This is a genomic window from Bradyrhizobium sp. CCBAU 45321 (assembly GCF_028128975.1).
Lineage (GTDB): Bacteria > Pseudomonadota > Alphaproteobacteria > Rhizobiales > Xanthobacteraceae > Bradyrhizobium > Bradyrhizobium yuanmingense.
In genome coordinates this window covers 482425-505716 of the sequence record NZ_LFKZ01000130.1, presented here as the reverse complement: position 1 = coordinate 505716, position 23292 = coordinate 482425, and the positions used below count along the sequence as shown (strand labels likewise).

Here is a 23292-nt window from a genome sequence, read left to right as displayed (position 1 = left end):
TGAGCCCCGCTGCGCGTGACGGGAGATCGCCAGATCAATCGCTGTCCCACCCGCTGCCCTTGATCCCGGGGTTCGCATAGACGATGCCGCCATCCACCGCGATGGTCGCTCCAACGACGTAATCGCCCGCGCGCGAGGCGAGGTAGATCGCGGCGCCTGCCATGTCCTCGTCGGTGCCGATGCGGCCCACGGGGACGCGCGTTGCAACCTCGTCGGCGTGGTCGCGTGCGGCGCGGTTCATGTCCGATTTGAACGGGCCCGGCGCGATCGCGGTGACCACGATGTGGTTCGGGATGAGCTTCACCGCCATGCGCCGCGTCAGGTGGATCAGCCCGGCCTTGCTCGCGGCATAGGAATAGGTCTCGCCGGGATTGACGAAGATGCCGTCGATCGAGGCGATGTTGATCACCTTCGCCGGCCGTTCCGCGCTTGCCGAGGCGCGCAACGTCGGCGCCAGCGCCTTGGTCAGGAAGAACGGCGCCTTGACGTTGAGGTTCATCACCTTGTCCCAGCCGTTCTCGGGGAATTCGTCGAACTCCGCGCCCCAGGCCGCGCCCGCATTGTTGACGAGGATGTCGAGCCTGGATTCGCGCTTCTTGAATTCGCTCGCGAGCAGCTCGCAGCCGGCGACCGTGGACATGTCGATCGGCAGCGCGATGCATTCGCCGTCATATTGCGCGCTGAGCGCCTTGGCGGTCTCCTCGCACGGTCCGGCCTTGCGCGCGGTGATGTAGACCTTCGCCGCGCCGGCACTGAGAAATCCCGCCGCGATCATCTTGCCGATGCCGCGCGAGCCGCCGGTTACCAGCGCGATGCGGCCTTTGAGCGAGAACAGATCGTTGAACATGCGTTCCTCCCTTTGTTGCCGCCGGTTGTGGGCGGAGCAGGGAGAGGAGTCAAGGAAGGCGCGCTTGTCCTCGACCAGTGCAGATTGAGGCCTACGCCGCCGCGATGCGGCGGAAGCCGTTCCACATCGCGGTCGCGGCGCCAGAGGTCAGCACCGGCAGGATCCGCGCGTCCTGATAATTGCCGTTGAGCGAGACGCGGGGCAGCGCGGTCATGTGGTCGGCATTCTCCGCGAACAGCATGCCGGGCCGCGTCGTCACCGCGGTCTTGAAACCGGCGGATGCGGCAAGGGCGAATTCGCGCGCGCCCGCGGCGTCACGGTCGCCATAGGGATAGGCGAGGTGCAGCACGGGGCGCTCCAACACCTGCTCGATCCGCGCGCGGCTTGCGGCCATCTCCTGCGCGGCGATGTCTTCCGTCTGCTTGGCGAGGTTGCAATGGCTGACGCTGTGCGCGCCGATCGTGACCAGCGGATCGGCGGCAAAGGTCTTGAGCTCGGCCCAGGACAGGCACAGGCCGCGGCACAGCGCTTCCATGTCGACGCCGTAGGTCCTGCACAGCGCGCCGATCTCGCGCGCAAGATCCTGCTCGCTCGGCAGCGCGCGAAGCCAGTCGTGCAGGCGGTCGAACGCCGCCTGCTTCGCCGCGACATTGGTCGCATCGAGCCGCAGCGCGGAATTGCCGATCTGAATGTCGATCTGCTCGGCCTTGGCGATCACGGCCTCCAGCGCCGTCCACCACAATCGTCCTGTGCCGTCGGCAAAATCGCTCGCGACATAGACTGCCAGCGGCGCGTCAAATTCGCGCAGCACCGGCAGCGCGTAATCCAGATTGTCGCGGTAACCGTCGTCGAGGGTGAAGGCGGCGAAGCGGCGGTCGAACCGGCCCTGCACCAGCCGCTCATGCAGCTCGTCCATGCTGACGATGTCGATGTCGCGCGTGCGCAAATGGCACAGCGTGGCGCGCAGGAAGTCGGGGGTGACCTCGAGATGCCGGTTCGGCTGGAACGCGGCCTCGCGCGCCGGCCGCACGTGGTGCAGCATGAAAATGGCGCCGACGCCCGACAAAAGCGGGCGCAACAGGTGGTGCGCCCCGCTGAGATAGAGTGCTCCCAGCCCGGCGCGGATGACGTTGTTACGCAGTTGTTTCATGACCGGGTGGGGACTTTGGCATTCCGGCCTCAACTTACGGAAGAACTCTTGAAGAAAAAGTTATTCCGATTGTCCCACCCGGGCCTTGGGACCAGGGCCATTTCCGGTTTGACAGCCTGCCAAGGGTTTGTTTTGTCTCCGTTTCCAGAGGTCGGGTCGTCGAATGCAGAAGCTTTTCTCGTGGGCCAGCAAATGGTGGCCGGGGTTGATCCCCCTTGCCGTCATGTGGGGATTTGCGGCCTGGAATAATACCTTACCGGTGGAGGCCGATCTGTCGGCCCGCAGCTCGGCTGCGCTCAAGGAGACCGTTCTGGACAAGACCCGGATCGCGGTCGACGGCCGCGACGTCAGCCTGGCCGCGGACGCCTTCTCCGAGGAGGGGCGCCGCGACGCCGTGATGGCGGTCGAAACCGTGCCCGGCGTGCGGCTGGTCGACGACCGGACCCGCCTCGTTCCCGAGGCCAAGCCCTTCGTCTGGAATGCCGAGCGCGACGTGGTGCGGGTGACGCTGTCGGGCTCCGCGCCGCTGCCATCGATGAGGGCCCGGCTGACCGAGGCGGCCCGCAAGGAAGTCGGCGGCGTCGAGGTCGCCGACCAGATGGGGCTGGCGCGCGGGGCGCCGCCTCGGTTCGAAGCCGCCGCGGTGCTGCTGCTGGATCAGATCGGCAAGCTGAAGGACGGCAAGATCACGATCACCGACACCAAGGTCAATCTGTCGGGCATGGCGCGCGAGCTCGGCGGCCGTGAGGCGATCGCGGCTGCGCTGAAGAACCTGCCCGAGGGTTTTTCGATTGCGGCCAACGAGATCAAGGCGCCGCCCTACATCTTCCAGGCCTACAAGGATCCGGTGGCTGCGACGGTAACGCTGACCGGCTATGTTCCGGACAACAACGTCCACGCCGCGATCGGCACCAGCGCCTCGCGAAAGTTCTTCACCGAAAAGGTCGTCGACAATCTCAAGGCCAGCATCGGCGCCCCCGGCTCCTTCAGCACGGCTGTTATCGCCGCGCTGGGCGCGCTGTCGCGGCTGTCGACCGGCACGCTGGTCGTCTCCGACCGCGAGGTGAAGCTCTCGGGCGATGCACTCTACGAGGGCGCCGCCAACGAGATCCGCGCGGGCCTCGGCAAGGACTTCCCGAAGAACTGGCAGTACAAGCCGGAGATCACGGTGAAGCCCGCCGCAGGCCCGGTCGACGGCACCGTGTGCCAGCAATTGTTCTCGGAGCTTCTGACCAAGGGCAAGATCCGCTTCGCGAACAGGCGCGCGGACATCGACCCCGACTCGGCCGGCATTCTCGATCGCCTCATCGAGACCGCGCTGCGCTGCCCCACCACCAATATCGAGGTCGTCGGACACACCGACGCCGATGGCGAGGATGCCTTCAACCAGGCCCTTTCGGAAAAGCGCGCGCAGGCGGTGATCGACTATCTCGTCAAGGCGGGCCTTCCTGCCAGCCGCTTCACCGCGGTCGGCCATGGCAGCACGCAGCCCGTCGCCGGCAACGACACCGATGAAGGCAAGGCGCAGAACCGCCGCATCGAATTTCTGGTGAGGTGACGATGCCCTATCTCGTCTCGTTCCATCTCGGCTGGCTGATCGGCTCGCTGCTGTTGGGCTTCTGCATGGGCTGGATCTCGGTGGTCCAGCGCGGCAACGGCACCTCGAAGGTGACGGCGCGGTGGCTCGCAGTGTTTGCCGCCGCCCTGGTCGCGGCCTCTCTCACCCATGTGGTCCCCGGTCGCTTCGGCTACTGGCTCGACCTCGGCCTGATCATGTTCGCCTGCTATCTCGTCGGCGGCACGATCGGCGCGTGGCTGCGCGACCGCGTGGTCTCGCGTACCGCGCCGCCAGCCGCTGTGTGATGTTGCTATGCACCCTCAGCGAGGGACGGGGTGTGCTCCGCCGCGGCCTTTCGGCGCATTGGAAAACCGGGACCTGGCCGCTCCAGTCACCCCTCTTTCAACAGGCAGGCCGGCTCCATAGATTGACGTCGGCTTAAGGCGTGACGGAACATTGTGCGGCCGAAATCATCAAAACTTCATGGCCCCTGCGCAGGATCGCCTGGAGATTCGCGCCAAGCCTTGCCGACGAAAGCGCCAAACCCTGGCACTGGGAGCTGCAACCCTGCCTAAAATATTGAAGGCACGTGTTTTTGTTCGAATTGGCGAATTCCACTTCGGCCGAAAACGCGCTAGTGGAGGGGCAGGGGGCATGCGCGATTCCGGCGCCGGCGGCGAGGGTTCGTTGAATGCCTGCGCGTCCGCCTGTCCGCCGGCCACCCTGGCCGCTGAAGCGTTGTTCGAGGTCTAGATGCTGGAAGCCATACGCAGGGCGATGACGTTTCTGCGCCAGAAGCAAGTCCTGCATAAGCTTGGAGTCGTGATCAGCATCGCGGTCATCGGCATCGCTTGCTACGTGCTCTACCACATGCTGCGCGGCATCGATTTCAACGAGGTCCTCGAAGCGATCAAGAGCACCGAGCCGAGCCAGATTGCGATGGCGGCGCTATTCGTCACTGCGGGCTATTTCACGCTGACCTTCTACGACCTCTTCGCCACGCGCGCGATCGGCCATGCCCATGTGCCCTATCGCATCAACGCGCTCGCGGCCTTCACCAGCTATTCGATCGGCCACAATGTCGGCGCCTCCGTCTTCACCGGCGGGGCGGTGCGCTACCGCATCTATTCGGCCTATGGGCTCAACGCGATCGACGTCGCAAAAATCTGCTTTCTCGCCGGCCTGACCTTCTGGCTGGGCAATGCCGCCGTGCTCGGCCTCGGCATCGCCTACCATCCGGAGGCGGCAGCCTCGATCGACCAGCTGCCGGTCTGGCTGAACCGGACACTGGCGCTGACGATCATCGTGGCGCTGATCGGTTACGTGATCTGGGTCTGGAGCCAGCCGCGGGTGGTCGGCCGCGGCCCCTGGACCGTGGTGCTGCCGGGCGGCCCGCTGACGCTGCTCCAGATCGCGATCGGCATCGTCGATCTCGGTTTCTGCGCGCTGGCGATGTATGTGCTGGTCCCCGACGAGCCCAATCTCGGCTTCGTGATGGTCGCGGTGATCTTCGTCTCGGCGACCCTGCTCGGCTTCGCCAGCCATTCACCCGGAGGCTTGGGGGTGTTCGATGCCGCCATGCTGGTCGGCCTCTGGCAGATGGACCGCGAGGAGCTGCTGGGCGGCATGCTCCTGTTCCGCGTCCTCTATTATCTGTCTCCGTTCGTCTTATCTGTAATCTTGCTGACGTTTCGAGAGGTTATAATCGGCGCCCGATCGAAGCGCTTGCAACAGGCGGCGCTCAAGCTGGACCCCGGCCCGGCGCCTGAAGCCGCCTATGTGAGAGAGCGCAGCGACAGCGGCGCCTGACCGGTGTCAGGTCCTTAAGGACAGTCCCCAGGAGAAGTCCGCCCCGATGGCGATCGACGCCCCCTCTTCTCCCTCCGCCCAGCCCTGGTCCGATCGGCTGCGGCACTCGACCATCATCCTGATCGCCGCGGCGCTGGCGCTGTCCGTCGTGGTCTCGCTCGGCGAATTGTCGGCGCTGCACGCTGCAATCGTGTTCCTCTGCATCGCGGCGGCTGCCTTGATCCCGTGGCGGCTGCACGATCCCGCCACCTCCCGCGACGACGTCAGACGCATCAACCCGGTCGAGAGCGCGGCGGTGGCCGCGGTGGTCGCCGGCATGCCGGATCCGGCGGTGCTGCTCGACCGGGCCGGCCGCGTCATCCACCTCAACGCCGCCGCCGCCCAGCTCGCGCCGGCGCTGCGCAAGAACGAGCTCGCCCAGTTCGCGCTGCGCTCGCCGGAGATCATCACCGCGCTGCGCGAGGCCATCGCGACCACCGAGCCGCGGCGCGCGACCTATCTCGATCATGTTCCGGTTGATCGCTGGATGGAGCTGATCATCACGCCGGTACCGGTGCCGACCAGCTTCGGCGGCGCCGACAAATGCATGCTAATGACCTTCCACGACCAGACGCCGCTGCGCCGGGTCGAGGAGATGCGCGCCGACTTCGTCGCCAATGCCAGCCACGAGCTGCGCACGCCGCTGGCGGCGCTGTCGGGCTTCATCGATACGCTCCAGGGCCAGGCCAAGGACGATCCCAAGGCGCGCGAGCGCTTCCTCGGCATCATGCACAACCAGGCCACGCGCATGGCGCGCCTGATCGACGATCTCTTGTCGCTGTCGCGGGTCGAGCTGTCGGCCCATGTCCGGCCCGACACCCTGGTCGATCTCGTCCCGATCATCCGTCAGGTCGCCGACGGGCTCGAGCCGCTGGCGCGCGAGCGTCAGGTCGAGGTGGACATCCACCTGCCGGAGCCACCGGTGATGATCGCGGGGGACCGCGAGGAGCTGCTCCGCCTGTTCGAGAACCTGATCGAGAACGCGCTCAAATACGGCGCCTCCGGCGGGCGCGTCATCGTGTCGCTGACCTCGAGCGCCGCCGCTGACGGAACTCAGGAAATTCGGGTCATGGTCCGCGATTTCGGCCCGGGCATCGCGCCGGAGCACCTGCCGCGGCTGACCGAGCGCTTCTACCGGGTCGATGTCGGCGACAGCCGCTCGCAAGGCGGCACCGGGCTCGGGTTATCGCTGGTGAAACATATTCTTAACCGTCATCGCGGCCGCCTTTTGATCGAAAGCGTGCCCAGGCAGGGCGCCACCTTCACCGCCTGTTTTCCCCAAACCAAGACTCCGGCTTGATCGGAAACGCAAGCAATTTCAACTGCTTGGTGTCGTCATCCAACTGTCACGAAACCTTCGTAAAAGCACAGCCGACCGCCCCTAAAGCGGCGGCGCGGGGAGCGCGATCGGGCGCGGATGGCGCTTCGCTCCCCTGTATGGAGACCAGCATGAATTTCCTCAAAACCATGGTCGCTGCCGGCTTGGTCGCCGCATCGACGACGGTAGCCTTTGCAGCCGACATCACCGGTGCCGGCGCGACGTTCCCGTTCCCGATCTATTCGAAGTGGGCCGACGCCTACAAAAAGGAGACCGGCAACGGTCTGAACTATCAGTCCATCGGCTCCGGCGGCGGCATCAAGCAGATCCAGGCCAAGACCGTGACCTTCGGCGCCACCGACGCGCCGCTCAAGGCCGAGCAGCTCGAGAAGGACGGCCTCGTCCAGTGGCCGATGGTGATGGGTGCCATCGTCCCCGTCGTCAACCTCGAGGGCGTGAAGCCGGGCGAGCTGGTGTTCGACGGCGAGACCTTGGCCAACATCTATCTCGGCAAGATCACCAAGTGGGACGATGCCGCGATCAAGAAGCTCAATCCCAACGCGAAGCTGCCGTCAGAAGCCATCACCGTGGTCCGTCGTTCGGACGGCTCGGGCACCACCTTCAACTTCACCAACTATCTCTCCAAGGCCAGCGCGGACTGGAAGAGCAAGGTCGGCGAGGGCACCGCGGTCGAGTGGCCGGTCGGCGTCGGCGCCAAGGGCAACGAGGGTGTGTCAGGCAACATCAGCCAGACCAAGAACTCGATCGGCTATGTCGAATACGCCTATGCCAAGCAGAACAAGCTCACCCACACCGGTCTCGTCAACAAGGCCGGCAAGCCGGTGCAGCCGACCGTCGAGGCCTTCCAGGCGGCCGCCTCCAACGCCGATTGGTCCAAGGCTCCCGGCTATTACGTCATCCTGACCGAGCAGCCCGGCGAGAAGTCCTGGCCGATCACGGCGGCGACCTTCATCCTGATGCACAAGTCCGCCACCGACAAGGCGGCCGCGCAGGAAGCGATCAAGTTCTTCCGCTGGGCCTTCAAGAACGGCGGCAAGATGGCCGAGGAGCTCGACTACATTCCGATGCCGGAAAGCGTCGTCCAGCAGATCGAGAAGACCTGGGCTGCCGAGATCAAGAGCTAAGGCGCCATATGTGTCCCGGACACGGTTCCGGGACGCTGCAAGATCTCCGCTCCGGATCGGCCTCCTGCCGCATCCGGAGCGCGCCACCAACAACAAGCGTACATAAAACGGGTATAGGGGATCGGCGTGGCTGAGATGGCTGTTGAGAGCAATGTGATTGATGCTGCCGGTCCATATGATCGCGCCAAGGCCTTGAGCGCGTTCAAGCTCGGCGACGTCACCTTCTACTGGATCACGCGGTTGTCCGCGATCTCGGTGCTGCTGATCCTCGGCGGCATCATCATCTCGCTGATCGTCGGCGCCTTCCCGGCGATCCAGGAGTTCGGCATCTCCTTCCTGTGGACGCAGCGCTGGGCGCCCTCGGCCGATCCGCCGGTGCTCGGCGCGCTCGGGCCAATCTACGGCACGCTCGTCACCTCCTTCATCGCGATGCTGATCGCCATTCCCGTCGGTCTCGGCATTGCGATCTTCCTCACCGAGCTCTGCCCGCAATGGCTGCGCCGCCCGATCGGCATGGCGGTCGAGCTGCTCGCCGGCATTCCCTCGATCATCTACGGCATGTGGGGCTTCTTCGTGCTCGGCCCCTTCCTGGCCAACACCTTCCAGCCCTTCATGATCAGGGTGTTCGACGGCGTCCCCGTGCTGGGCGCGATCTTCGCAGGGCCCCCGTCCTATCTCAGCCTGTTCAACGCCGCGCTGATCCTCGCCATCATGGTGCTGCCCTTCATCACCTCGATTTCGGTCGACGTGTTCAAGACGGTGCCGCCGGTGCTGAAGGAAGCCGCCTACGGCGTCGGCTGCACCACCTGGGAGGTCGTCCGCAGCGTGGTGATCCCCTACACCCGCGTCGGCATCATCGGCGGCGTCATGCTGGCGCTGGGCCGGGCGCTCGGCGAGACCATGGCGGTGACCTTCATCATCGGCAACTCGTTCCGGATCTCCTCGTCGATCTTCGCGCCGGGCACGACCATCTCGGCGGCGATCGCATCCGAGTTCGCCGAGAGCGACGGCCTGCACCAGTCCGGCCTGATCCTGCTCGGCCTCCTGCTGTTCGTGCTGACGTTCTTCGTGCTCGCGGCCGCCCGTTTGATGCTGCTGCGCCTCGAAACCAAGGCCGGGAAGTGAAGCCATGAACCCGATCTATTCACGCCGCCGCCGCTGGGACATCGTCATCCGCGGCCTCTGCATCGCCGCCGCCGCCTTCGGCGTCACCTGGCTCGCGCTGATCCTGGTCACGCTGCTCTACAACGGCCTGGCCGGGCTCAACCTCCAGGTCTTCACAGCTGACACGCCGCCGCCCGGATCGAACGAGGGCGGCCTGCGCAACGCCATCGTCGGCTCGCTGATCATGACCGTGATCGGCGTCGGCATCGGCGCGCCGCTCGGCCTGTTCGCCGGCACCTATCTCGCCGAGTACGGCCGCAACGACAAGCTGACCTCGGTGATCCGCTTCATCAACGACATTCTCTTGTCGGCACCCTCGATCATCATCGGCCTCTTCATCTATGGCGCGGTGGTGGTGCCGATGCGCGGCTTCTCGGCGATTGCGGGCGCGCTGGCGCTTGCCGTCATCGTGATCCCGGTCGTCGTGCGCACCACGGAGGACATGCTGCTGCTGGTGCCGAATCCGTTGCGCGAAGCTGCCAGCGCGCTCGGCCTGCCGCGCTCGCTGGTGATCAGGCGAATCGCGTACCGTGCGGCGCGCGCCGGCCTCATCACCGGCGTGCTGCTCGCCACCGCCCGGGTCGCCGGCGAGACCGCGCCGCTGTTGTTCACGGCGCTGTCGAACCAGTTCTTCAGCCTCGGCCTGGACAAGACGATGGCGAACCTGCCTGTCACCATCAACAACTTCGTGCAGAGCCCCTACGAATATTGGAAGCAACTCGCCTGGAGCGGCGCGCTGCTGATCACCCTGACCGTGCTTGCCCTTAACATTGGCGCGCGCATCCTTGGCGCCGAGAGGACTGCAAAATGAGTGAAATGTCTGTTTCCGTCAGCGCACCGACCGTTCATCCCGGTTCGCAGCCGTTGCCCGAGGCGCCCGCCAAGGTCACCGCGCGCAACCTCAACTTCTACTACGGTGATCACCACGCGCTGAAGAACATCAACCTGGCGCTCGGCACCAACCGCGTCACGGCGTTCATCGGCCCGTCCGGCTGCGGCAAGTCCACCCTGCTGCGCATCTTCAACCGGATGTACGACCTCTATCCGGGCCAGCGCGCAGACGGTCAGCTGTTGCTCGACCATACCAACATCCTCGACCCCAAGCTCGACCTCAACCTGCTCCGTGCCCGGGTCGGCATGGTGTTCCAGAAGCCGACGCCGTTCCCGATGACGATCTACGAGAACATCGCCTTCGGCATTCGTCTCTACGAGAAGATCTCCAAGTCCGAGATGGACGGCCGCGTCGAGAAGGCGCTGCGCGGCGGCGCGCTGTGGAACGAGGTCAAGGACAAGCTCAATGCCTCCGGCCTGTCGCTCTCCGGCGGCCAGCAGCAGCGCCTCTGCATCGCCCGCACCGTCGCGGTGCGGCCCGAGGTGATCTTGTTCGACGAGCCTTGCTCGGCGCTCGACCCGATCTCGACCGCCAAGGTCGAAGAGCTGATCCAGGAATTGTCCGAGAACTACACGATCGCGATCGTGACCCACAACATGCAGCAGGCGGCGCGCGTCTCCGACAAGACCGCCTTCATGTATCTCGGCGAGTTGATCGAGTTCGATGACACCAGCAAGATCTTCACGTCGCCGAGCGATCGGCGCACGCAGGATTACATCACCGGCCGGTTCGGCTGAGGAGACGGAACATGGGTTCTGAACATACCGTAAAGGCCTTCGACAGCGATCTTCAGGAGCTCACCCGCCTTGTCGCCGAGATGGGCGGCATCGCCGAGCGCATGATCGTCGATTCCGTCGACGCGCTGATCCGCCGCGACGTCGCGCTCGGCCAGCGCGTGGTCGCCACCGACGCCGAGCTCGACGCGCTGCAGAAGCGCATCGAGGAGCGCGCCGTGCTCACCATCGCCCGCCGCCAGCCGATGGCCGTCGACCTGCGCGAGATCGTCGGCGCCATGCGCGTTGCGACCGATCTCGAGCGCATCGGCGATCTCGCCAAGAACATGGGCAAGCGCGTCGCGGCGCTGGAGACGGATTTCCATCCGCTCAAGCTGTTCCGCGGCCTGGAGCACATGACCGACCTCGTGCAGCAGCAGGTCAAGTCGGTGCTGGACGCCTATGCCGCGCACGACCTGCCGGCGGCGATGGCGGTGTGGAAGGGCGACGAGGAAGTCGACGCCATCTGCACCTCGCTGTTCCGCGAGCTCCTCACCTACATGATGGAGGATCCGCGCAACATCTCGTTCTGCATCCACCTGATGTTCTGTGCCAAGAACATCGAGCGGATCGGCGACCACGCCACCAACATCGCCGAGACCGTGTTCTACATGATCGAGGGCCAGGCGATCACTGACAAGCGGCCGAAGGGCGACATGACGACCTTCGCCACGACGGTGCCGAACACCTGACGACTTAAGGAGCGACGACCACATGGGCGCACGCATTATGGTGGTTGAGGACGAGGAAGCTCTCACCGAGCTTCTCCGCTACAACCTCGAAGGCGACGGCTATGACGTCGAGACGGTGATGCGCGGCGATGACGCCGACACCCGCCTCAAGGAGCACATTCCCGATCTGATCGTGCTCGACTGGATGCTGCCGGGCCTGTCGGGCATCGAGCTGTGCCGGCGGCTTCGGACCCGTCCCGAGACCAAGCAGCTGCCGATCATCATGCTCACCGCGCGCGGCGAGGAGAGCGAGCGGGTGCGCGGGCTTGCGACCGGCGCGGATGACTACATCGTCAAGCCGTTCTCGGTGCCGGAGCTGCTCGCGCGCGTGAAGGGCCTCTTGCGGCGTGCCAGCCCCGAGCGCCTCGCCACCGTGCTCGCCTATGGCGATATCGAGCTCGACCGCGACAAGCGCCGGGTGGCGCGCTCGGGCCGGCCGATCGATCTCGGCCCGACCGAATATCGCCTGCTGGAGTTCTTCCTGGAGCATCCCGGCCGCGTGTTCTCGCGCGAGCAGCTGCTCGACAGCGTCTGGGGCCGCGACATCTACATCGACGAGCGCACCGTCGACGTCCATATCGGCCGCCTGCGCAAGCTGCTCAATCTCGGCCGCGAGCAGGACCCGATCCGCACCGTCCGCGGCGCCGGCTACGCGCTGGACGATCGTTTCGCGAAGGCTGAGCAGACATAAAGCGCCAGCGACAGCTGGTTTGGCGAACTGCGGCGCCGATCTCGACCGTCATCCCCGGGCGCGCGCAGCGCGAGCCCGGGATCTCAGCGCGAGCGCTTGCGCTCGTCGCGATTAGCCACAAGGCGTGGTTTGGCGAAGACTCGGAGTGACCATCTCGCGCAACAATTGCGCCCTGTGGCTATGGATCCCCGCGTTCGCGGGGATGACACCGAGTGGGTGGAGCCGTCATCGTATGACGGCTGCAGTCTTGGCGATCAAGCTTGGTGATCAAGCTTGTTGATCAGGGAATACCGCAAATTCACCGCGTGCCTGGCTTCGCCGGTGCACGCCGGCGATCCGCTGCGGGCTGATAGGCCACGCGCGAATGCTGGGCGCAGTAGGGCAGGCCTGAGAGCGCCTTGCCGCCGCAGAAGAAGAAATCCGGGCTCGAGGGATCGCCGACCGGCCAGTGGCAGGTCGCCTCGTTCAATTCCAGCAGCGACAGCCGCTGGCTCATCGGCACCACGTTGTCGTAGGTAACCGGCTCGGCTTCCAACTCGACCTCGAAGGCCTGCGCCAGCGCGGTGTTGCCGCGCGCGACGGGGCGGGTCACCCGCATCATGTGCTGCGCGGGCCGTGCCTTGCGCGGCCGCGGCGCTGCCGATGAAGGGCTCTTGGCGCGGCCGGACAGGCCGAGCCGGTGCACCTTGCCGATCACGGCATTGCGGGTCACATTGCCGAGCTCCGCCGCGATCTGGCTGGCCGAAAGTCCGGCCTCCCAGAGCTTCTTCAGCTGCTCGACGCGATCATCGGACCAGGTCAAAACCGTCATTGCACCCTTTCCCTCGCTGCGCGCCTGCCATCCTGGGGCCTTCGCAGCGAATGCTTTAGCCTTGAAAAACCCGTGCCGTCAGAATCCCTTAAGGCTCGCCGGGCGCGCTCAAGACGCCCGAACGTTTACGCCGGTACATGAGGACTTCTGGGATCAGAACTGCTGCACGAGATGTCGTATCTGACAGTCCAAACGCTACAATATGGCGTGACTCCCGCGCAAGAGTCCGCCGACTCGCTTCCACATGTTCCGTGGTGAAAAACCCGCAAAATCGGCACCGCAAGACTACGGAATCAGCGTTTCGCGAGGCTTTCCGGGCGGCATTGACACCCGTCTTGCCAGGCATAAGATAGTGGCACGTGCCGCCCTTAAAAGGCGGCACGTTTCGTTTTCCGGGGCCGGTTGATGGTGCGTCGCGCAATGCATGCCTCACACCGTCCGCAACATTCAAGTGATGTCATGACTAACAGCGCAGCGCCGCATTTGCTCCCCGTTTTCGCCAGGGCCGACCTCGGTTTCGAGCGCGGCGAAGGCTGCTGGCTGATCGCGACCAACGGCGATCGCTATCTCGATTTCACCTCGGGCGTGGCGGTGAATGCGCTCGGCCATGTCCATCCCGCGCTGGTCAAGGCATTGCAGGAGCAGGCGACCAAGCTCTGGCACATGTCGAACCTGTTCCAGAGCCCTGATGGCGAAAAGCTCGCAAGCCGCCTCTGCAATGAGAGCTTTGCGGACTTCGTGTTCTTCTGCAATTCCGGCGCCGAGGCGCTGGAAGGCGTGATCAAGCTGGTGCGCCACCATCACTTCTCCAAGGGGCATCCGGAGCGTTACCGCATGATCACCTTCGAGGGTGCCTTCCATGGCCGCACGCTGGCGACGCTCGCCGCCACCGGATCTGCAAAATATCTCGAGGGCTTCGGCCCGCCGATGGACGGCTTCGATCAGGTGCCGCATGGCGACCTCGACGCCGTGAAGAAGGCGATCGGTCCGCACACCGCCGGCATTCTCATCGAGCCGATCCAGGGCGAGGGTGGCGTTCGTTCTGCACCTCACGCCTTCCTGAGGGCGCTGCGCGAGCTCTGCAACGAGCGCGGCCTGTTGCTCGCCTTCGACGAGGTGCAGACCGGCATGGGCCGCACCGGCGAGCTCTTTGCCTACAAGCGCACCGGCGTCACACCGGACGTGATGTCGCTCGCCAAGGCGCTCGGCGGCGGCTTTCCGATCGGCGCGGTGCTGGCGACCGCGGATGCGGCCGCCGGCATGGGGCCCGGCTCGCACGGCTCGACCTTCGGCGGCAATCCGCTCGCGATCTCGGCTGCCAACGCCGTGCTCGACGTCATGCTCAAGCCCGGCTTTTTCGACCACGTGCAGAAGATGTCGCTGCTGCTCAAGCAGAAGCTCGCCTCCGTGATCGATCGTCACCCTGATGTCGTCAGCGAGGTTCGCGGCGAGGGCCTCCTGATCGGCATCAAGGCCGTGGTGCCGTCGGGCGATCTCGTCGCGGCGCTGCGCGCCGAAAAGCTGCTCACCGTCGGGGCCGGCGACAATGTCGTGCGCTTCCTGCCGCCCCTGATCGTCACCGAAGCGGAGATCGAGGACAGCGTCGGCCGGCTCGAGCGCGCCTGTGCTGCGATCTCCTCCAGCCAGACCAAGCGGGCGGCAAGCTGATGAGCACGACGCCCAACAAAGCTCCCAAGCACTTCCTGGACATCAACGAGCTGCCGCTGTCTGAGCTCAAGAGCATGCTCGCCGCCTCTTCCGCCATGAAGGCGAAGCAGAAGGCGCAGCAGCCGGTCAGGCCGCTCGAGGGCAAGACGCTGGCGATGATCTTCGAGCGTCCCTCGACCCGCACCCGCGTCTCGTTCGACGTCGGCATGCGCCAGCTCGGCGGCGAGGCGATCATGCTCACCGGCGCCGAGATGCAGCTCGGCCGCGGCGAGACCATCGCCGACACCGCGCGGGTGCTGTCGCGCTATGTCGACGCCATCATGATCCGCATCCTCAACCACGATGCGCTGCTGGAGCTCGCGGCCAACGCCACCGTGCCCGTCATCAACGGCCTGACGCGGCGTTCGCATCCCTGCCAGGTGATGGCCGACCTCATGACCTATGAGGAACATCGCGGCCCGATCGAGGGCAAGACGGTGGCCTGGACCGGCGACGACAACAACGTGCTGGCGTCCTGGGCCCATGCCGCCGAGCGCTTCAAATTCCAGCTCAATGTCGCAACGCCGCCGGAGCTCGCACCGAAAAAGGCGATGCGCGACTGGATCAAGGCGACGGGCGCGCCGATCGTGCTCGGCACCGATCCCGAGGCCGCCGTGCGCGGCGCCGATTGCGTCGTCACCGACACCTGGGTGTCGATGGGCGACAAGGAGGGCGAGCACCGCCACAACGTGCTCAAGCCCTACCAGGTCAATGCCAAGCTGATGTCGCTGGCCAAGGCGGACGCATTGTTCATGCATTGCCTCCCGGCCCATCGCGGCGAGGAGGTCACCGACGAGGTGATCGACGGGCCGCAATCGGTCGTGTTCGACGAGGCCGAAAACCGCCTGCACGCGCAGAAGGGCATCTTGGCCTGGTGCTTCGACGCGGTGAAGTAACCTTCTCGTAGCCCGGGTGAAGCGCAGCGAAATCCGGGGTTCTCAACGCGTGGAAAGACCCCCCGGATTGCGCTGCGCTCCATCCGGGCTACGCAGCTCGTCGTTCCGCGGACGACGGAATGCGGGCGTGCCTCTTTCAATTTGCATCGAACGACCCCAGATAAAGCGCCATGGTTTCCCAATCTCCTGACATGAAAACCGGGCCTGAAGGCCCGGTTCGCGCGCCATCATCGGTTCCGATCGATGACGCCGTGCTGCCTTACGAGGTCGACGCGCTCGACGTGCGCGGGCGCCTGGTGCGGCTTGGTCCTGCGCTCGACGACATCCTCACCAAGCACGACTATCCCGCCGCCGTGGGCAAGCTGCTCGGCGAGGCCATCGTGCTGACGACGCTGCTCGGCTCGACGCTGAAATTCGAGGGCCGCTTCATTCTTCAGGCCCAGACCGACGGTCCGGTGTCGTTCCTGGTGGTCGACTACAAGGCCCCGGACCGCCTGCGCGCCTATGCGCGCTTCGACGCCTCGCGCCTGGGCACGACCAAGGATTCCGGCACGCTGCTCGGCCGCGGCCATCTCGCCATGACCATCGATCAGGGCCCCGACATGAGCCGTTACCAGGGCCTGGTTGCGCTCGACGGCGGCAGCCTGGAAGACGCCGCCCACGAATATTTCATGCGCTCCGAGCAGATCCCGACGCGCGTGCGCCTCGCGGTCGGCGAGGAGTGGCGCTCGAGCGACGGCGGCAAGCATCGCTGGCGCGCCGGCGGCATGCTGATGCAATTTCTGCCGAAGGCGCCGGAGCGCGCGCGGCAGGCGGACTTGCATCCCGGCGATGCGCCCAACGGCACCGAGGTGCACAGCGTCGCCGAGGACGATGCCTGGGTCGAGGCGCGCTCGCTGATCGAGACCGTCGAGGACGTCGAGCTGATCGATCCCGAGCTCTCCGGCGAGCGGCTGCTCTACCGCCTCTTCCACGAGCGCGGCGTGCGCGTGTTCAATCCGCAGGTGCTCGAGGCGCGGTGCTCCTGCTCGCGCGATGCGGTCGCCGCGATGCTCAAGAGCTTCTCGCACGACGATCGCGCCGCCATGGTCAAGGACGACAAGGTCGTGGTCACCTGCGAGTTCTGCTCGTCGGTGTACCAGTTCACGCCGCACGAAGCGGGCGTCGAGGACGCGTAAGCCTACCCGCGTCGCTGCACTCAATGACGAGTGGAGCAGTGCCACACGCGCGGTGTCATCGCCCGACTTGATCGGGCGATCCAGTACTCCGAGACGATGCTGATCGAAACGAGAGGCCGTGGCGTACTGGATGCCCCGGTCAAGCCGGGGCATGACAGTTGTGAGTGTTACGGCGAACTCGCCTCCCTAATTCAACACCCGCTTGTTGTCGGGGCTGTCCAGCGAAAATGTCGGCACGTCGATCTCGAAACGCTCGCCGGTTTCGCTGACCATCTGGTAGCGGCCGGTCATGAAGCCCGAGGCGGTCGAGAGCGGCACGCCGGAGGTGTATTCGAAGCGCTCGCCGGGGGCGAGAATCGGCTGTTCGCCGACCACGCCTTCGCCCTTCACCTCCTGCTGGCGGCCGGAGGCATCGGTGATGATCCAGTGCCGCGTCTTGAGCTGCACGGTCTCCTCGCCCGAATTGGTGATGACGATGGTGTAGGACCAGAAGTAGCGCGAGCGGTCGGCCGACGATTGCTCCGGAACAAAGTTCGGCTCGACGGTCACTTCGATCTGGCGGGTCACGGCGCGGTACATGGCTGTCATCATACCGAAATCCGCCCCGGGAACCAAACCCCCGCGGGCGCCTTGGCGACATCGTCCCGCCAGAATTGGCGGGAAAGCACACCACCGAGGGAGACACCCTGATGTGATCCGGACGCTTTGCGAGACGACAGCCGGACCATTACACTGCTTCAACGTCGCGATTTGCGGAAGGGTTTCCAGGCCCCGATGACCATTGCCGACCAAGTGACGGGATCGACCATCGCAGGAACCGCGGGCGCCAAGCCCGCAGGGACCAAGGCGCGCGCCGCAGCGCCGGCCATCACGCTGCCCGCCGTCGGCGAGCGCGAGCTCCGACTCGATCTGTTCCGCGGGCTCGCGCTATGGCTGATCTTCATCGACCATCTGCCGCCCAGTCTGCTGACCTGGTTCACGATCCGCAATTACGGCCTCAGCGACGCCACCGAAATTTTCATCTTCATCTCCGGCTACACCGCCGCCTTCGTCTATGGCCGGGCCATGCTGGAGAGCGGCGTTCTCATCGCCACCGCGCGCATCCTGCGCCGGGTCTGGCAGATCTACGTCGCCCACGTCTTCCTGTTCACGATCTTCCTCGCCGAGATCTCCTATGTCGCGACCAGGTTCGAGAACCCGCTCTACACCGAAGAGATGGGCATCATGGACTTCCTCAAGCAGCCCGACGTCGTCATCGTGCAGGCGCTGCTGCTGCGCTTCCGTCCCGTCAACATGGACGTGCTGCCGCTCTACATCGTGCTGATGCTGGCGCTGCCTCTGATCCTGTGGTCGATGAAATGGCGGCCGGACGTCACGCTCGGGCTGTCGGTCCTGCTCTACGCGGTGACCTGGGAGTACGACCTTTACCTGTCGGCCTATCCGAACGGCTTCTGGGCCTTCAATCCTTTCGCCTGGCAATTGTTGTTCGTGTTCGGTGCCTGGTGCGCGCTCGGAGGTGCGCGTCGCATGTCGGGCATCCTGGCCTCGCCCGTGACGATGTGGATCTCGATCGCCTATCTCATCGCGGCGTTCTACGTGACCTTGACCTGGTACGTGCCCCAGCTCTCCCAGTTCATGCCGAAGCAGATCGAACAATGGATGTATCCGATCGACAAGACCGACCTCGACGTGCTGCGCTTCGCGCACTTCCTGGCGCTGGCGGCGCTGACCGTACGCTTCCTGCCCCGCGATTGGCCGGGCTTGAAATCGCGCTGGCTACGACCATTGATTCTATGTGGTCAGCATTCGCTCGAGATCTTCTGCCTCGGCGTCTTCCTGGCCTTTGCCGGCCATTTCGTCCTCGCCGAAATCTCCGGCGGGCCGGTGATGCATGCGTTGATTAGCCTCTCCGGAATCCTGATCATGTGGGGAGTTGCGTGGATCATTTCGTGGTACAAGCGTGTGGCTGACAAGAGCGGTGCGAAAACCAAGAACGCCGTCGGCAACGCCGATCTGGCGGGAGGGGGCTGATGAAGGCGAAGGTTCTCCTGAGCCTGGTCCTGCTGTGCGGTAACCTCGCCGCGCCCACGGCGCGCGCGGGCGATGCCGCGTCTGCCGCATCCCCTGTGCCTGCGGCCTGCGAATTGCCGTCCTATCTGCTGACCAGTGAAAGCCAGCTGCCCAAGGTCGCCGAGGCGATCAAGGCCGGCAAACCGCTCGACATCCTGGTGATCGGCAGCCGCTCGACCACGATTCCGTCGTCGGAGAGCAGCTCCTATCCGGCGCGCATGGAGGCGATCCTCAAGGAGAAGCTGCCGCCCTCCGAGCCGGTGCACGTCTCCGTAGAAATACAGAGCAAGAAAACGGCAGAGGAGACCGCGTCCACCTTCGTTAAGCTGATGGAAGCAAAAACGCCTACTTTGGTCATCTGGCAGACCGGGACCGTGGATGCTATCCGATCCATCGATCCCGACGAATTTCGTAGCGCGGTGACCGACGGGGTTGTTGCGCTGCAAAAGGCAGGGGCGGACGTCGTCTTGATGAATTTGCAATATAGCCCGCGCACCGAGACCATGATCTCGGCGCAGCCTTTTCTCGATAATATGCGCGTCGTGGCACAGGAGCACGACATCCCGCTGTTCGATCGTTTCGCGATCATGCGGCAGTGGAATGAACAGGGCCAGTTCGACCTGTTCAACCCGTCCCGCGGGCCTGAGCTGGCGAAACAGGTCCATGATTGCCTCGGCCGGGCCTTGGCACAGTTCGTGATTGACGCTGCTCATCTGGAGCCGGCCCAGCAGCAAAATTGAGGTCTAGCGTTAATGAGTTCTCTCCGCCCTTTTTGCCTGACGTCATGGTTGGCCGTGCCTGCAACAGCAGTGCTGTTGTTGCTGACGCCCGCCTCGCATGCGCAGACGCCGGCTGCACAGCCGGCGACCCCCGCACCCGCCCAGTCGCCTGATCCCGCGCCCGCAGCGCCGTCCCAGACCACCGTCGCCGCGAGGTCGCCCGAGCAGCGCGGCGTCACCTCGCGCGCCATCGACAAGGTGAAGGAGGTCGCGAAGTCCGCCGCCGACATCTTCAGCCGGGTGCCCTGCCTGCCGCCGAAGGGCGGCTCCAAGGCGATGGGCTCGCTGCCGCATGTCGCGAGCAAGCTGGCCGCCGGCCAGCCCGTCGTCATCGTCGCGTTCGGCTCGTCGTCGACTCAAGGGTTCGGCGCGAGCTCGCCGGAGTTCAATTACCCCAATCGTCTCGCCGCGCAGCTGCGCCGGCACTATCCGACCGCCGACATCAGCGTCATCAATGCAGGCGTCGGCGGCGAGGACGCCCCCGAGATGATGAAGCGTCTGCAGACGCAGGTGATCGACAGGCATCCGGATCTCGTGATCTGGCAGGTCGGCACCAACGCCGTGCTGCGCAATCTCGATCCCGGCGAGACCGTCAAGCTGGTGGAGGACGGCATCAACCGCATTCAGGCCGCCGGCGGCACCGACATCGTGCTGGTCGATCCGCAATATTCGCCGGCCGTCAACCAGCGCAAGGAGAGCGCCGGCAAGATGATCAAGCTGCTCGGCAACGTCGCCGAGCTCCGCAAGGTCGGTATCTTCCCCCGCTTCGAGGTGATGCGCGACTGGCACGAGAACCAGTCGATCCCGGTCGAGAGCTTCGTCATCGCCGACGGCCTGCACATGAACGATTGGGGCTATGCCTGCTTCGCCCAGCTGCTCGGGGACGACATCATCCGCTCCGTCGGCCAGATCAAGCTCGGTGTGAGCGTGCCCGCCGATGTGAGAACGTACCGGCCGATGTAGAGGCGAGTAGGGAATGGCGAGTAGCGAATAGGGCTGGGTCCATTTGCCACTCACTATTCGCCATTCGCCCTCACGCCTTCTCCAGCGCCGCGGTGAGATCCTCGATCAGGTCATCCGCGTGCTCCAGCCCCGCCGAGAAGCGGATGAAGCCCTCGCTGATGCCGAGCGCGGCGCGGTCTTCCGGCTTGAGGCGCTGATGCGTCGTGGTCGCCGGATGCGTGACGAGGCTCTTGGCGTCGCCGAGATTGTTGGAGATCTTGGCGAGCTTCAATTCGTTGAGCACACGGAACGCCGCCGCCTTGCCGCCCTTCACCTCGAAGCCGACCAGCGTCGAGCCGCCGCGCATCTGCTTCTTCACCAGCGCCGCCTGCGGATGATCGGCGCGGCCGGGATAGACCAGTCGCGAGATCTTGGGATGGCTCGCCAGCACCTCGGCGACGCGCGCGGCCGTGTCGGTCTGCGCGCGCACGCGCACGCCCAGCGTCTCCAGTCCCTTGAGCAGGACCCAGGCATTGAACGGCGAGATCGACGGGCCGGTCTGGCGCATGAAATTGTGGATGTGCTCGGCGATGAAGGCTTCGGAGGACAGGATGATGCCGCCGAGACAGCGGCCCTGGCCGTCGATGTGCTTGGTTGCGGAGTAGACGACGACGTCGGCGCCGAGCGCGAGCGGGCTCTGCCAGATCGGGGTTGCAAACACGTTGTCGACGACGAGCCGCGCGCCGCCCTTGTGCGCGATCTCGGCAATCGAGGGAATGTCGAGCACGTCCAGCGTCGGGTTGGTGGGGCTCTCCAGGAAGAACGTCTTGGTGTTGGGCCTCAGCGCCCGTTGCCACTGGTCGAGATCGAGCCCGTCGACCAGCGTGGCCTCAATGCCGTAGCGCGGCAACAGGTCCTGGATGACGTAGAGGCAGGAGCCGAACAGCGCACGGGAGGCGACCACGTGATCGCCGGCCTTGAGCGGCGCCAGGATCGCGGTCGTCACCGCCGCCATGCCGGTTGCCGCCGAGCGCGCGGCCTCGGCGCCCTCGAGCTCGATCATGCGGCGCTCGAACATTGCAATCGTCGGGTTGGAATAGCGCGAATAGATGAAGCCGGGATCCTCGCCCTTGAAGCGCGCCTCGCACTCCTCCGCGCTGGCGTAGACATAGCCTTGCGTCAGGAACAGCGCCTCCGAGGTCTCCCCATATTGCGAGCGCAGGGTGCCGGAATGGACCAGGCGGGTTTCGGGGCGGTAGGCAGCAGACGACTTCGACATAGGACCCTCTCCGACATGACCGTCGAGGCAAAACGGTCACAAAAAAACCGGCCTGGATATCTCCACGGGCCGGGATCACAGAGGTCCCCGGCCTGTTTAGCGACTTATTTAACGTGGCTGCAAGCCGGCCGGCTCAAATCACCACGGGATAAGTGATGCTCATATTCCGCAATGCCCTTTCCGTCAAGGCGTCCATCGGATAGCCGTAAAAGACTTGTATTTCCGGCATGGCCGGATGCATTCGACCCCTGATGAGGACCCCCGGTTGACGTTCACGGTCGCCGCCGACGCCAATGGTATCCTGCCCGACCGCACGATCGCGGCGATGGCGGAAGAAGGTCTCATCCTGCCCGCCTACGACTTCGTCGAGAGCCAGATCCAGCCGGCGAGCCTAGATCTGCGCCTTGGCGACATCGCCTATCGGGTCCGCGCCAGCTTCCTCCCCGGGCCCGGTGCCACCGTGGCCGAGCGCATCGACGAGCTGAAGCTGCACGAGTTTAGCCTCGCCGACGGCGCGGTGCTCGAGACCAACTGCGTCTACATCGTGCCGCTGCTCGAGAGCCTCGCGCTGCCGCCCGAGATCGTCGCTGCCGCCAATCCGAAGAGCTCGACCGGCCGGCTCGACGTCTTCACCCGCGTGATCGCCGACGGCACCCGTCGCTTCGACATGATCGGCGCCGGCTATCACGGCCCGCTCTATGCCGAGATCAGCCCGAAGACGTTTCCGGTGCTGGTGCGCGAGGGCTCGCGTCTCAGCCAGGTGCGCTTCCGCACCGGCGATGCCATCCTCAATGCCGACGAGCTCGATGCGCTGCACGCCAGCGAGCGTCTCGTCGACATCGACGATGCCGATCTCTCGGGCGGCGTTGCCGTCTCGGTCGATCTCTCCGGCGAGAAGGCGAGCGGCTTCGTCGGCTATCGCGCCAAGCGCCACACCGGCGTCGTCGATGTCGACCGCCGCGCGGGCTACGCGGTGGAGGATTTCTGGGAGCCGATCTCGGCGCGCCCCGGCGGCAGCCTGATCCTCGACCCCGGCGAGTTCTACATCCTCGCCTCCAAGGAAGCGGTGCAGGTGCCGCCCGATTACGCCGCGGAGATGGTGCCGTTCGATCCCCTGGTCGGCGAATTCCGCGTGCACTATGCCGGCTTCTTCGATCCCGGCTTCGGCTATGCCGGCGCCGGCGGGCTGGGATCGCGCGCCGTGCTGGAGGTGCGCTCGCGCGAGGTGCCGTTCATCCTCGAGCACGGCCAGATCGTTGGCCGCCTCGTCTACGAAAAGATGCTGGCCCGCCCCGACGCGATGTACGGCCAGCGCATCGGTTCCAACTACCAGGCGCAAGGCCTCAAGCTCAGCAAGCATTTCAGGGTGTAGTGCTAACCTCACCCACCGCTGTCATTCCCCGCGGAGGCGGGGAATCCAGTACGCCGCGGCCTCTCGATTCAAGCATGACCATCTCGGAGTACTGGATCGCCCGTCCCAGTGCGCAATGGCGCACAAGGCGGGCGATGACAC

Annotated in this window: 22 protein-coding genes and 1 riboswitch; of the genes, 17 read left to right on the top strand and 5 right to left on the bottom strand. The window is 65.3% G+C overall.

What is annotated here, in order from left to right; all coding sequences use genetic code 11:
- Window positions 1-34 precede the first annotated feature (34 nt).
- Together ACM43_RS34935 and ACM43_RS34930 are read right to left on the bottom strand one after the other, a co-directional pair.
- On the bottom strand, window positions 35-847 hold the full coding sequence (locus tag ACM43_RS34935; protein ID WP_271546357.1) for an SDR family oxidoreductase: 813 nt from the start codon (window positions 845-847) through the stop codon (window positions 35-37).
- A gap of 91 nt (window positions 848-938) precedes the next feature.
- The gene (locus tag ACM43_RS34930) at window positions 939-1997 is read right to left on the bottom strand and encodes a polysaccharide deacetylase family protein (protein WP_271546355.1); all 1059 of its coding nucleotides are present in this window, start codon (window positions 1995-1997) and stop codon (window positions 939-941) included.
- A 163-nt stretch (window positions 1998-2160) separates the two neighbouring features.
- Here ACM43_RS34930 and ACM43_RS34925 point away from each other — a divergent pair, with 163 nt between their 5' ends.
- The 10 genes from ACM43_RS34925 (at window position 2161) to phoB (ending at window position 12117) form a co-directional block, all read left to right on the top strand.
- A complete protein-coding gene (locus tag ACM43_RS34925) occupies window positions 2161-3555 on the top strand; it encodes an OmpA family protein (RefSeq protein WP_271546353.1) in 1395 nt (464 codons plus the stop codon).
- Between the two features lie 2 nt (window positions 3556-3557).
- The gene (locus tag ACM43_RS34920) at window positions 3558-3860 is read left to right on the top strand and encodes a hypothetical protein (protein ID WP_157285723.1); all 303 of its coding nucleotides are present in this window, start codon (window positions 3558-3560) and stop codon (window positions 3858-3860) included.
- 448 nt (window positions 3861-4308) lie between these two features.
- Window positions 4309-5364, top strand: a complete 1056-nt coding sequence (locus ACM43_RS34915; protein ID WP_157285722.1) for a lysylphosphatidylglycerol synthase domain-containing protein — start codon at window positions 4309-4311, stop codon at window positions 5362-5364.
- Between the two features lie 46 nt (window positions 5365-5410).
- Complete coding sequence (locus ACM43_RS34910; RefSeq protein WP_036042748.1) at window positions 5411-6703, top strand: ATP-binding protein; 1293 nt, start codon at window positions 5411-5413, stop codon at window positions 6701-6703.
- 149 nt (window positions 6704-6852) lie between these two features.
- Complete coding sequence (gene pstS / locus ACM43_RS34905; protein WP_271546350.1) at window positions 6853-7866, top strand: phosphate ABC transporter substrate-binding protein PstS; 1014 nt, start codon at window positions 6853-6855, stop codon at window positions 7864-7866.
- A gap of 135 nt (window positions 7867-8001) precedes the next feature.
- The gene (gene pstC / locus ACM43_RS34900; RefSeq protein ID WP_036001678.1) at window positions 8002-8991 is read left to right on the top strand and encodes a phosphate ABC transporter permease subunit PstC; all 990 of its coding nucleotides are present in this window, start codon (window positions 8002-8004) and stop codon (window positions 8989-8991) included.
- A gap of 4 nt (window positions 8992-8995) precedes the next feature.
- Window positions 8996-9841 carry a phosphate ABC transporter permease PstA gene (gene pstA, locus ACM43_RS34895; protein WP_157285717.1) on the top strand — a complete coding sequence of 282 codons (846 nt, stop codon included), beginning with the start codon at window positions 8996-8998 and terminating at the stop codon, window positions 9839-9841.
- Entirely contained in the window at window positions 9838-10659 is an 822-nt protein-coding gene (pstB, locus tag ACM43_RS34890) for a phosphate ABC transporter ATP-binding protein PstB (RefSeq protein WP_271546347.1), read from the top strand. Before pstA ends, pstB begins: the two co-directional genes overlap by 4 nt.
- Window positions 10660-10670: 11 nt before the next feature.
- Window positions 10671-11387, top strand: coding sequence for a phosphate signaling complex protein PhoU (gene phoU, locus ACM43_RS34885; RefSeq protein WP_271546345.1), 717 nt, complete (start codon window positions 10671-10673; stop codon window positions 11385-11387).
- 22 nt (window positions 11388-11409) lie between these two features.
- Complete coding sequence (gene phoB / locus ACM43_RS34880) at window positions 11410-12117, top strand: phosphate regulon transcriptional regulator PhoB (RefSeq protein WP_008143479.1); 708 nt, start codon at window positions 11410-11412, stop codon at window positions 12115-12117.
- Between the two features lie 298 nt (window positions 12118-12415).
- On the opposite strand, the gene ACM43_RS34875 is transcribed toward phoB, so the two are convergent.
- On the bottom strand, window positions 12416-12928 hold the full coding sequence (locus tag ACM43_RS34875; RefSeq protein WP_271546343.1) for a GcrA family cell cycle regulator: 513 nt from the start codon (window positions 12926-12928) through the stop codon (window positions 12416-12418).
- 459 nt (window positions 12929-13387) lie between these two features.
- Between ACM43_RS34875 and ACM43_RS34870 the strand changes: the two genes are divergently transcribed.
- The 3 genes from ACM43_RS34870 to ACM43_RS34860 all read left to right on the top strand — a co-directional run bounded on the left by ACM43_RS34870 (window position 13388) and on the right by ACM43_RS34860 (window position 16709).
- Entirely contained in the window at window positions 13388-14596 is a 1209-nt protein-coding gene (locus ACM43_RS34870) for an aspartate aminotransferase family protein (RefSeq protein ID WP_225175116.1), read from the top strand.
- Window positions 14596-15531 (top strand): ornithine carbamoyltransferase, encoded by a 936-nt coding sequence (argF, locus tag ACM43_RS34865; protein ID WP_036042744.1) that lies wholly within the window; start codon window positions 14596-14598, stop codon window positions 15529-15531. The genes ACM43_RS34870 and argF overlap by 1 nt, the downstream gene beginning before the upstream one ends.
- A 170-nt stretch (window positions 15532-15701) precedes the next feature.
- Window positions 15702-16709, top strand: a complete 1008-nt coding sequence (locus ACM43_RS34860; RefSeq protein ID WP_271546340.1) for an Hsp33 family molecular chaperone — start codon at window positions 15702-15704, stop codon at window positions 16707-16709.
- A gap of 186 nt (window positions 16710-16895) precedes the next feature.
- Here the strand turns inward: ACM43_RS34860 and apaG are convergent, their stop codons facing one another.
- Window positions 16896-17288 (bottom strand): Co2+/Mg2+ efflux protein ApaG, encoded by a 393-nt coding sequence (apaG, locus tag ACM43_RS34855; RefSeq protein ID WP_024337101.1) that lies wholly within the window; start codon window positions 17286-17288, stop codon window positions 16896-16898.
- A 195-nt stretch (window positions 17289-17483) separates the two neighbouring features.
- Here apaG and ACM43_RS34850 point away from each other — a divergent pair, with 195 nt between their 5' ends.
- Genes ACM43_RS34850 through ACM43_RS34840 form a run of 3 tightly spaced genes read left to right on the top strand, consistent with a single transcriptional unit; the run spans window position 17484 to window position 20521 of the window.
- The gene (locus ACM43_RS34850) at window positions 17484-18740 is read left to right on the top strand and encodes an OpgC domain-containing protein (RefSeq protein WP_271546338.1); all 1257 of its coding nucleotides are present in this window, start codon (window positions 17484-17486) and stop codon (window positions 18738-18740) included.
- A complete protein-coding gene (locus ACM43_RS34845; RefSeq protein ID WP_271546336.1) occupies window positions 18740-19519 on the top strand; it encodes an SGNH/GDSL hydrolase family protein in 780 nt (259 codons plus the stop codon). The genes ACM43_RS34850 and ACM43_RS34845 overlap by 1 nt, the downstream gene beginning before the upstream one ends.
- Before the next feature lie 12 nt (window positions 19520-19531).
- Window positions 19532-20521: an SGNH/GDSL hydrolase family protein gene (locus ACM43_RS34840; protein WP_271546334.1), complete on the top strand. Its 990-nt coding sequence runs from the start codon at window positions 19532-19534 to the stop codon at window positions 20519-20521.
- 70 nt (window positions 20522-20591) lie between these two features.
- Here ACM43_RS34840 and ACM43_RS34835 read toward each other — a convergent pair whose 3' ends face one another.
- On the bottom strand, window positions 20592-21779 hold the full coding sequence (locus ACM43_RS34835; RefSeq protein WP_225128479.1) for an O-succinylhomoserine sulfhydrylase: 1188 nt from the start codon (window positions 21777-21779) through the stop codon (window positions 20592-20594).
- A 75-nt stretch (window positions 21780-21854) separates the two neighbouring features.
- A riboswitch (SAM riboswitch) is annotated at window positions 21855-21934 on the bottom strand.
- Window positions 21935-22014: 80 nt separating this feature from the next.
- Here ACM43_RS34835 and ACM43_RS34830 point away from each other — a divergent pair.
- Entirely contained in the window at window positions 22015-23151 is a 1137-nt protein-coding gene (locus ACM43_RS34830) for a 2'-deoxycytidine 5'-triphosphate deaminase (protein WP_442869362.1), read from the top strand.
- The last annotated feature ends 141 nt before the right edge of the window (window positions 23152-23292 follow it).

Coding starts and splice junctions, on each gene's coding strand:
- ACM43_RS34915 (WP_157285722.1), top strand. CDS start 4,309: ATGCTGGAAGCCATACGCAGGGCGATGACGTTTCTGCGCCAGAAGCAA.
- ACM43_RS34860 (WP_271546340.1), top strand. CDS start 15,702: ATGGTTTCCCAATCTCCTGACATGAAAACCGGGCCTGAAGGCCCGGTT.
- ACM43_RS34930 (WP_271546355.1), bottom strand. CDS start 1,997: ATGAAACAACTGCGTAACAACGTCATCCGCGCCGGGCTGGGAGCACTC.
- pstC (WP_036001678.1), top strand. CDS start 8,002: ATGGCTGTTGAGAGCAATGTGATTGATGCTGCCGGTCCATATGATCGC.
- ACM43_RS34875 (WP_271546343.1), bottom strand. CDS start 12,928: ATGACGGTTTTGACCTGGTCCGATGATCGCGTCGAGCAGCTGAAGAAG.
- ACM43_RS34850 (WP_271546338.1), top strand. CDS start 17,484: ATGACCATTGCCGACCAAGTGACGGGATCGACCATCGCAGGAACCGCG.
- phoU (WP_271546345.1), top strand. CDS start 10,671: ATGGGTTCTGAACATACCGTAAAGGCCTTCGACAGCGATCTTCAGGAG.
- ACM43_RS34935 (WP_271546357.1), bottom strand. CDS start 847: ATGTTCAACGATCTGTTCTCGCTCAAAGGCCGCATCGCGCTGGTAACC.
- phoB (WP_008143479.1), top strand. CDS start 11,410: ATGGGCGCACGCATTATGGTGGTTGAGGACGAGGAAGCTCTCACCGAG.
- ACM43_RS34920 (WP_157285723.1), top strand. CDS start 3,558: ATGCCCTATCTCGTCTCGTTCCATCTCGGCTGGCTGATCGGCTCGCTG.
- ACM43_RS34910 (WP_036042748.1), top strand. CDS start 5,411: ATGGCGATCGACGCCCCCTCTTCTCCCTCCGCCCAGCCCTGGTCCGAT.
- apaG (WP_024337101.1), bottom strand. CDS start 17,288: ATGTACCGCGCCGTGACCCGCCAGATCGAAGTGACCGTCGAGCCGAAC.
- argF (WP_036042744.1), top strand. CDS start 14,596: ATGAGCACGACGCCCAACAAAGCTCCCAAGCACTTCCTGGACATCAAC.
- ACM43_RS34835 (WP_225128479.1), bottom strand. CDS start 21,779: ATGTCGAAGTCGTCTGCTGCCTACCGCCCCGAAACCCGCCTGGTCCAT.
- pstB (WP_271546347.1), top strand. CDS start 9,838: ATGAGTGAAATGTCTGTTTCCGTCAGCGCACCGACCGTTCATCCCGGT.
- ACM43_RS34925 (WP_271546353.1), top strand. CDS start 2,161: ATGCAGAAGCTTTTCTCGTGGGCCAGCAAATGGTGGCCGGGGTTGATC.
- ACM43_RS34870 (WP_225175116.1), top strand. CDS start 13,388: ATGACTAACAGCGCAGCGCCGCATTTGCTCCCCGTTTTCGCCAGGGCC.
- ACM43_RS34840 (WP_271546334.1), top strand. CDS start 19,532: ATGAGTTCTCTCCGCCCTTTTTGCCTGACGTCATGGTTGGCCGTGCCT.
- ACM43_RS34845 (WP_271546336.1), top strand. CDS start 18,740: ATGAAGGCGAAGGTTCTCCTGAGCCTGGTCCTGCTGTGCGGTAACCTC.
- ACM43_RS34830 (WP_442869362.1), top strand. CDS start 22,015: ATGCATTCGACCCCTGATGAGGACCCCCGGTTGACGTTCACGGTCGCC.
- pstS (WP_271546350.1), top strand. CDS start 6,853: ATGAATTTCCTCAAAACCATGGTCGCTGCCGGCTTGGTCGCCGCATCG.
- pstA (WP_157285717.1), top strand. CDS start 8,996: ATGAACCCGATCTATTCACGCCGCCGCCGCTGGGACATCGTCATCCGC.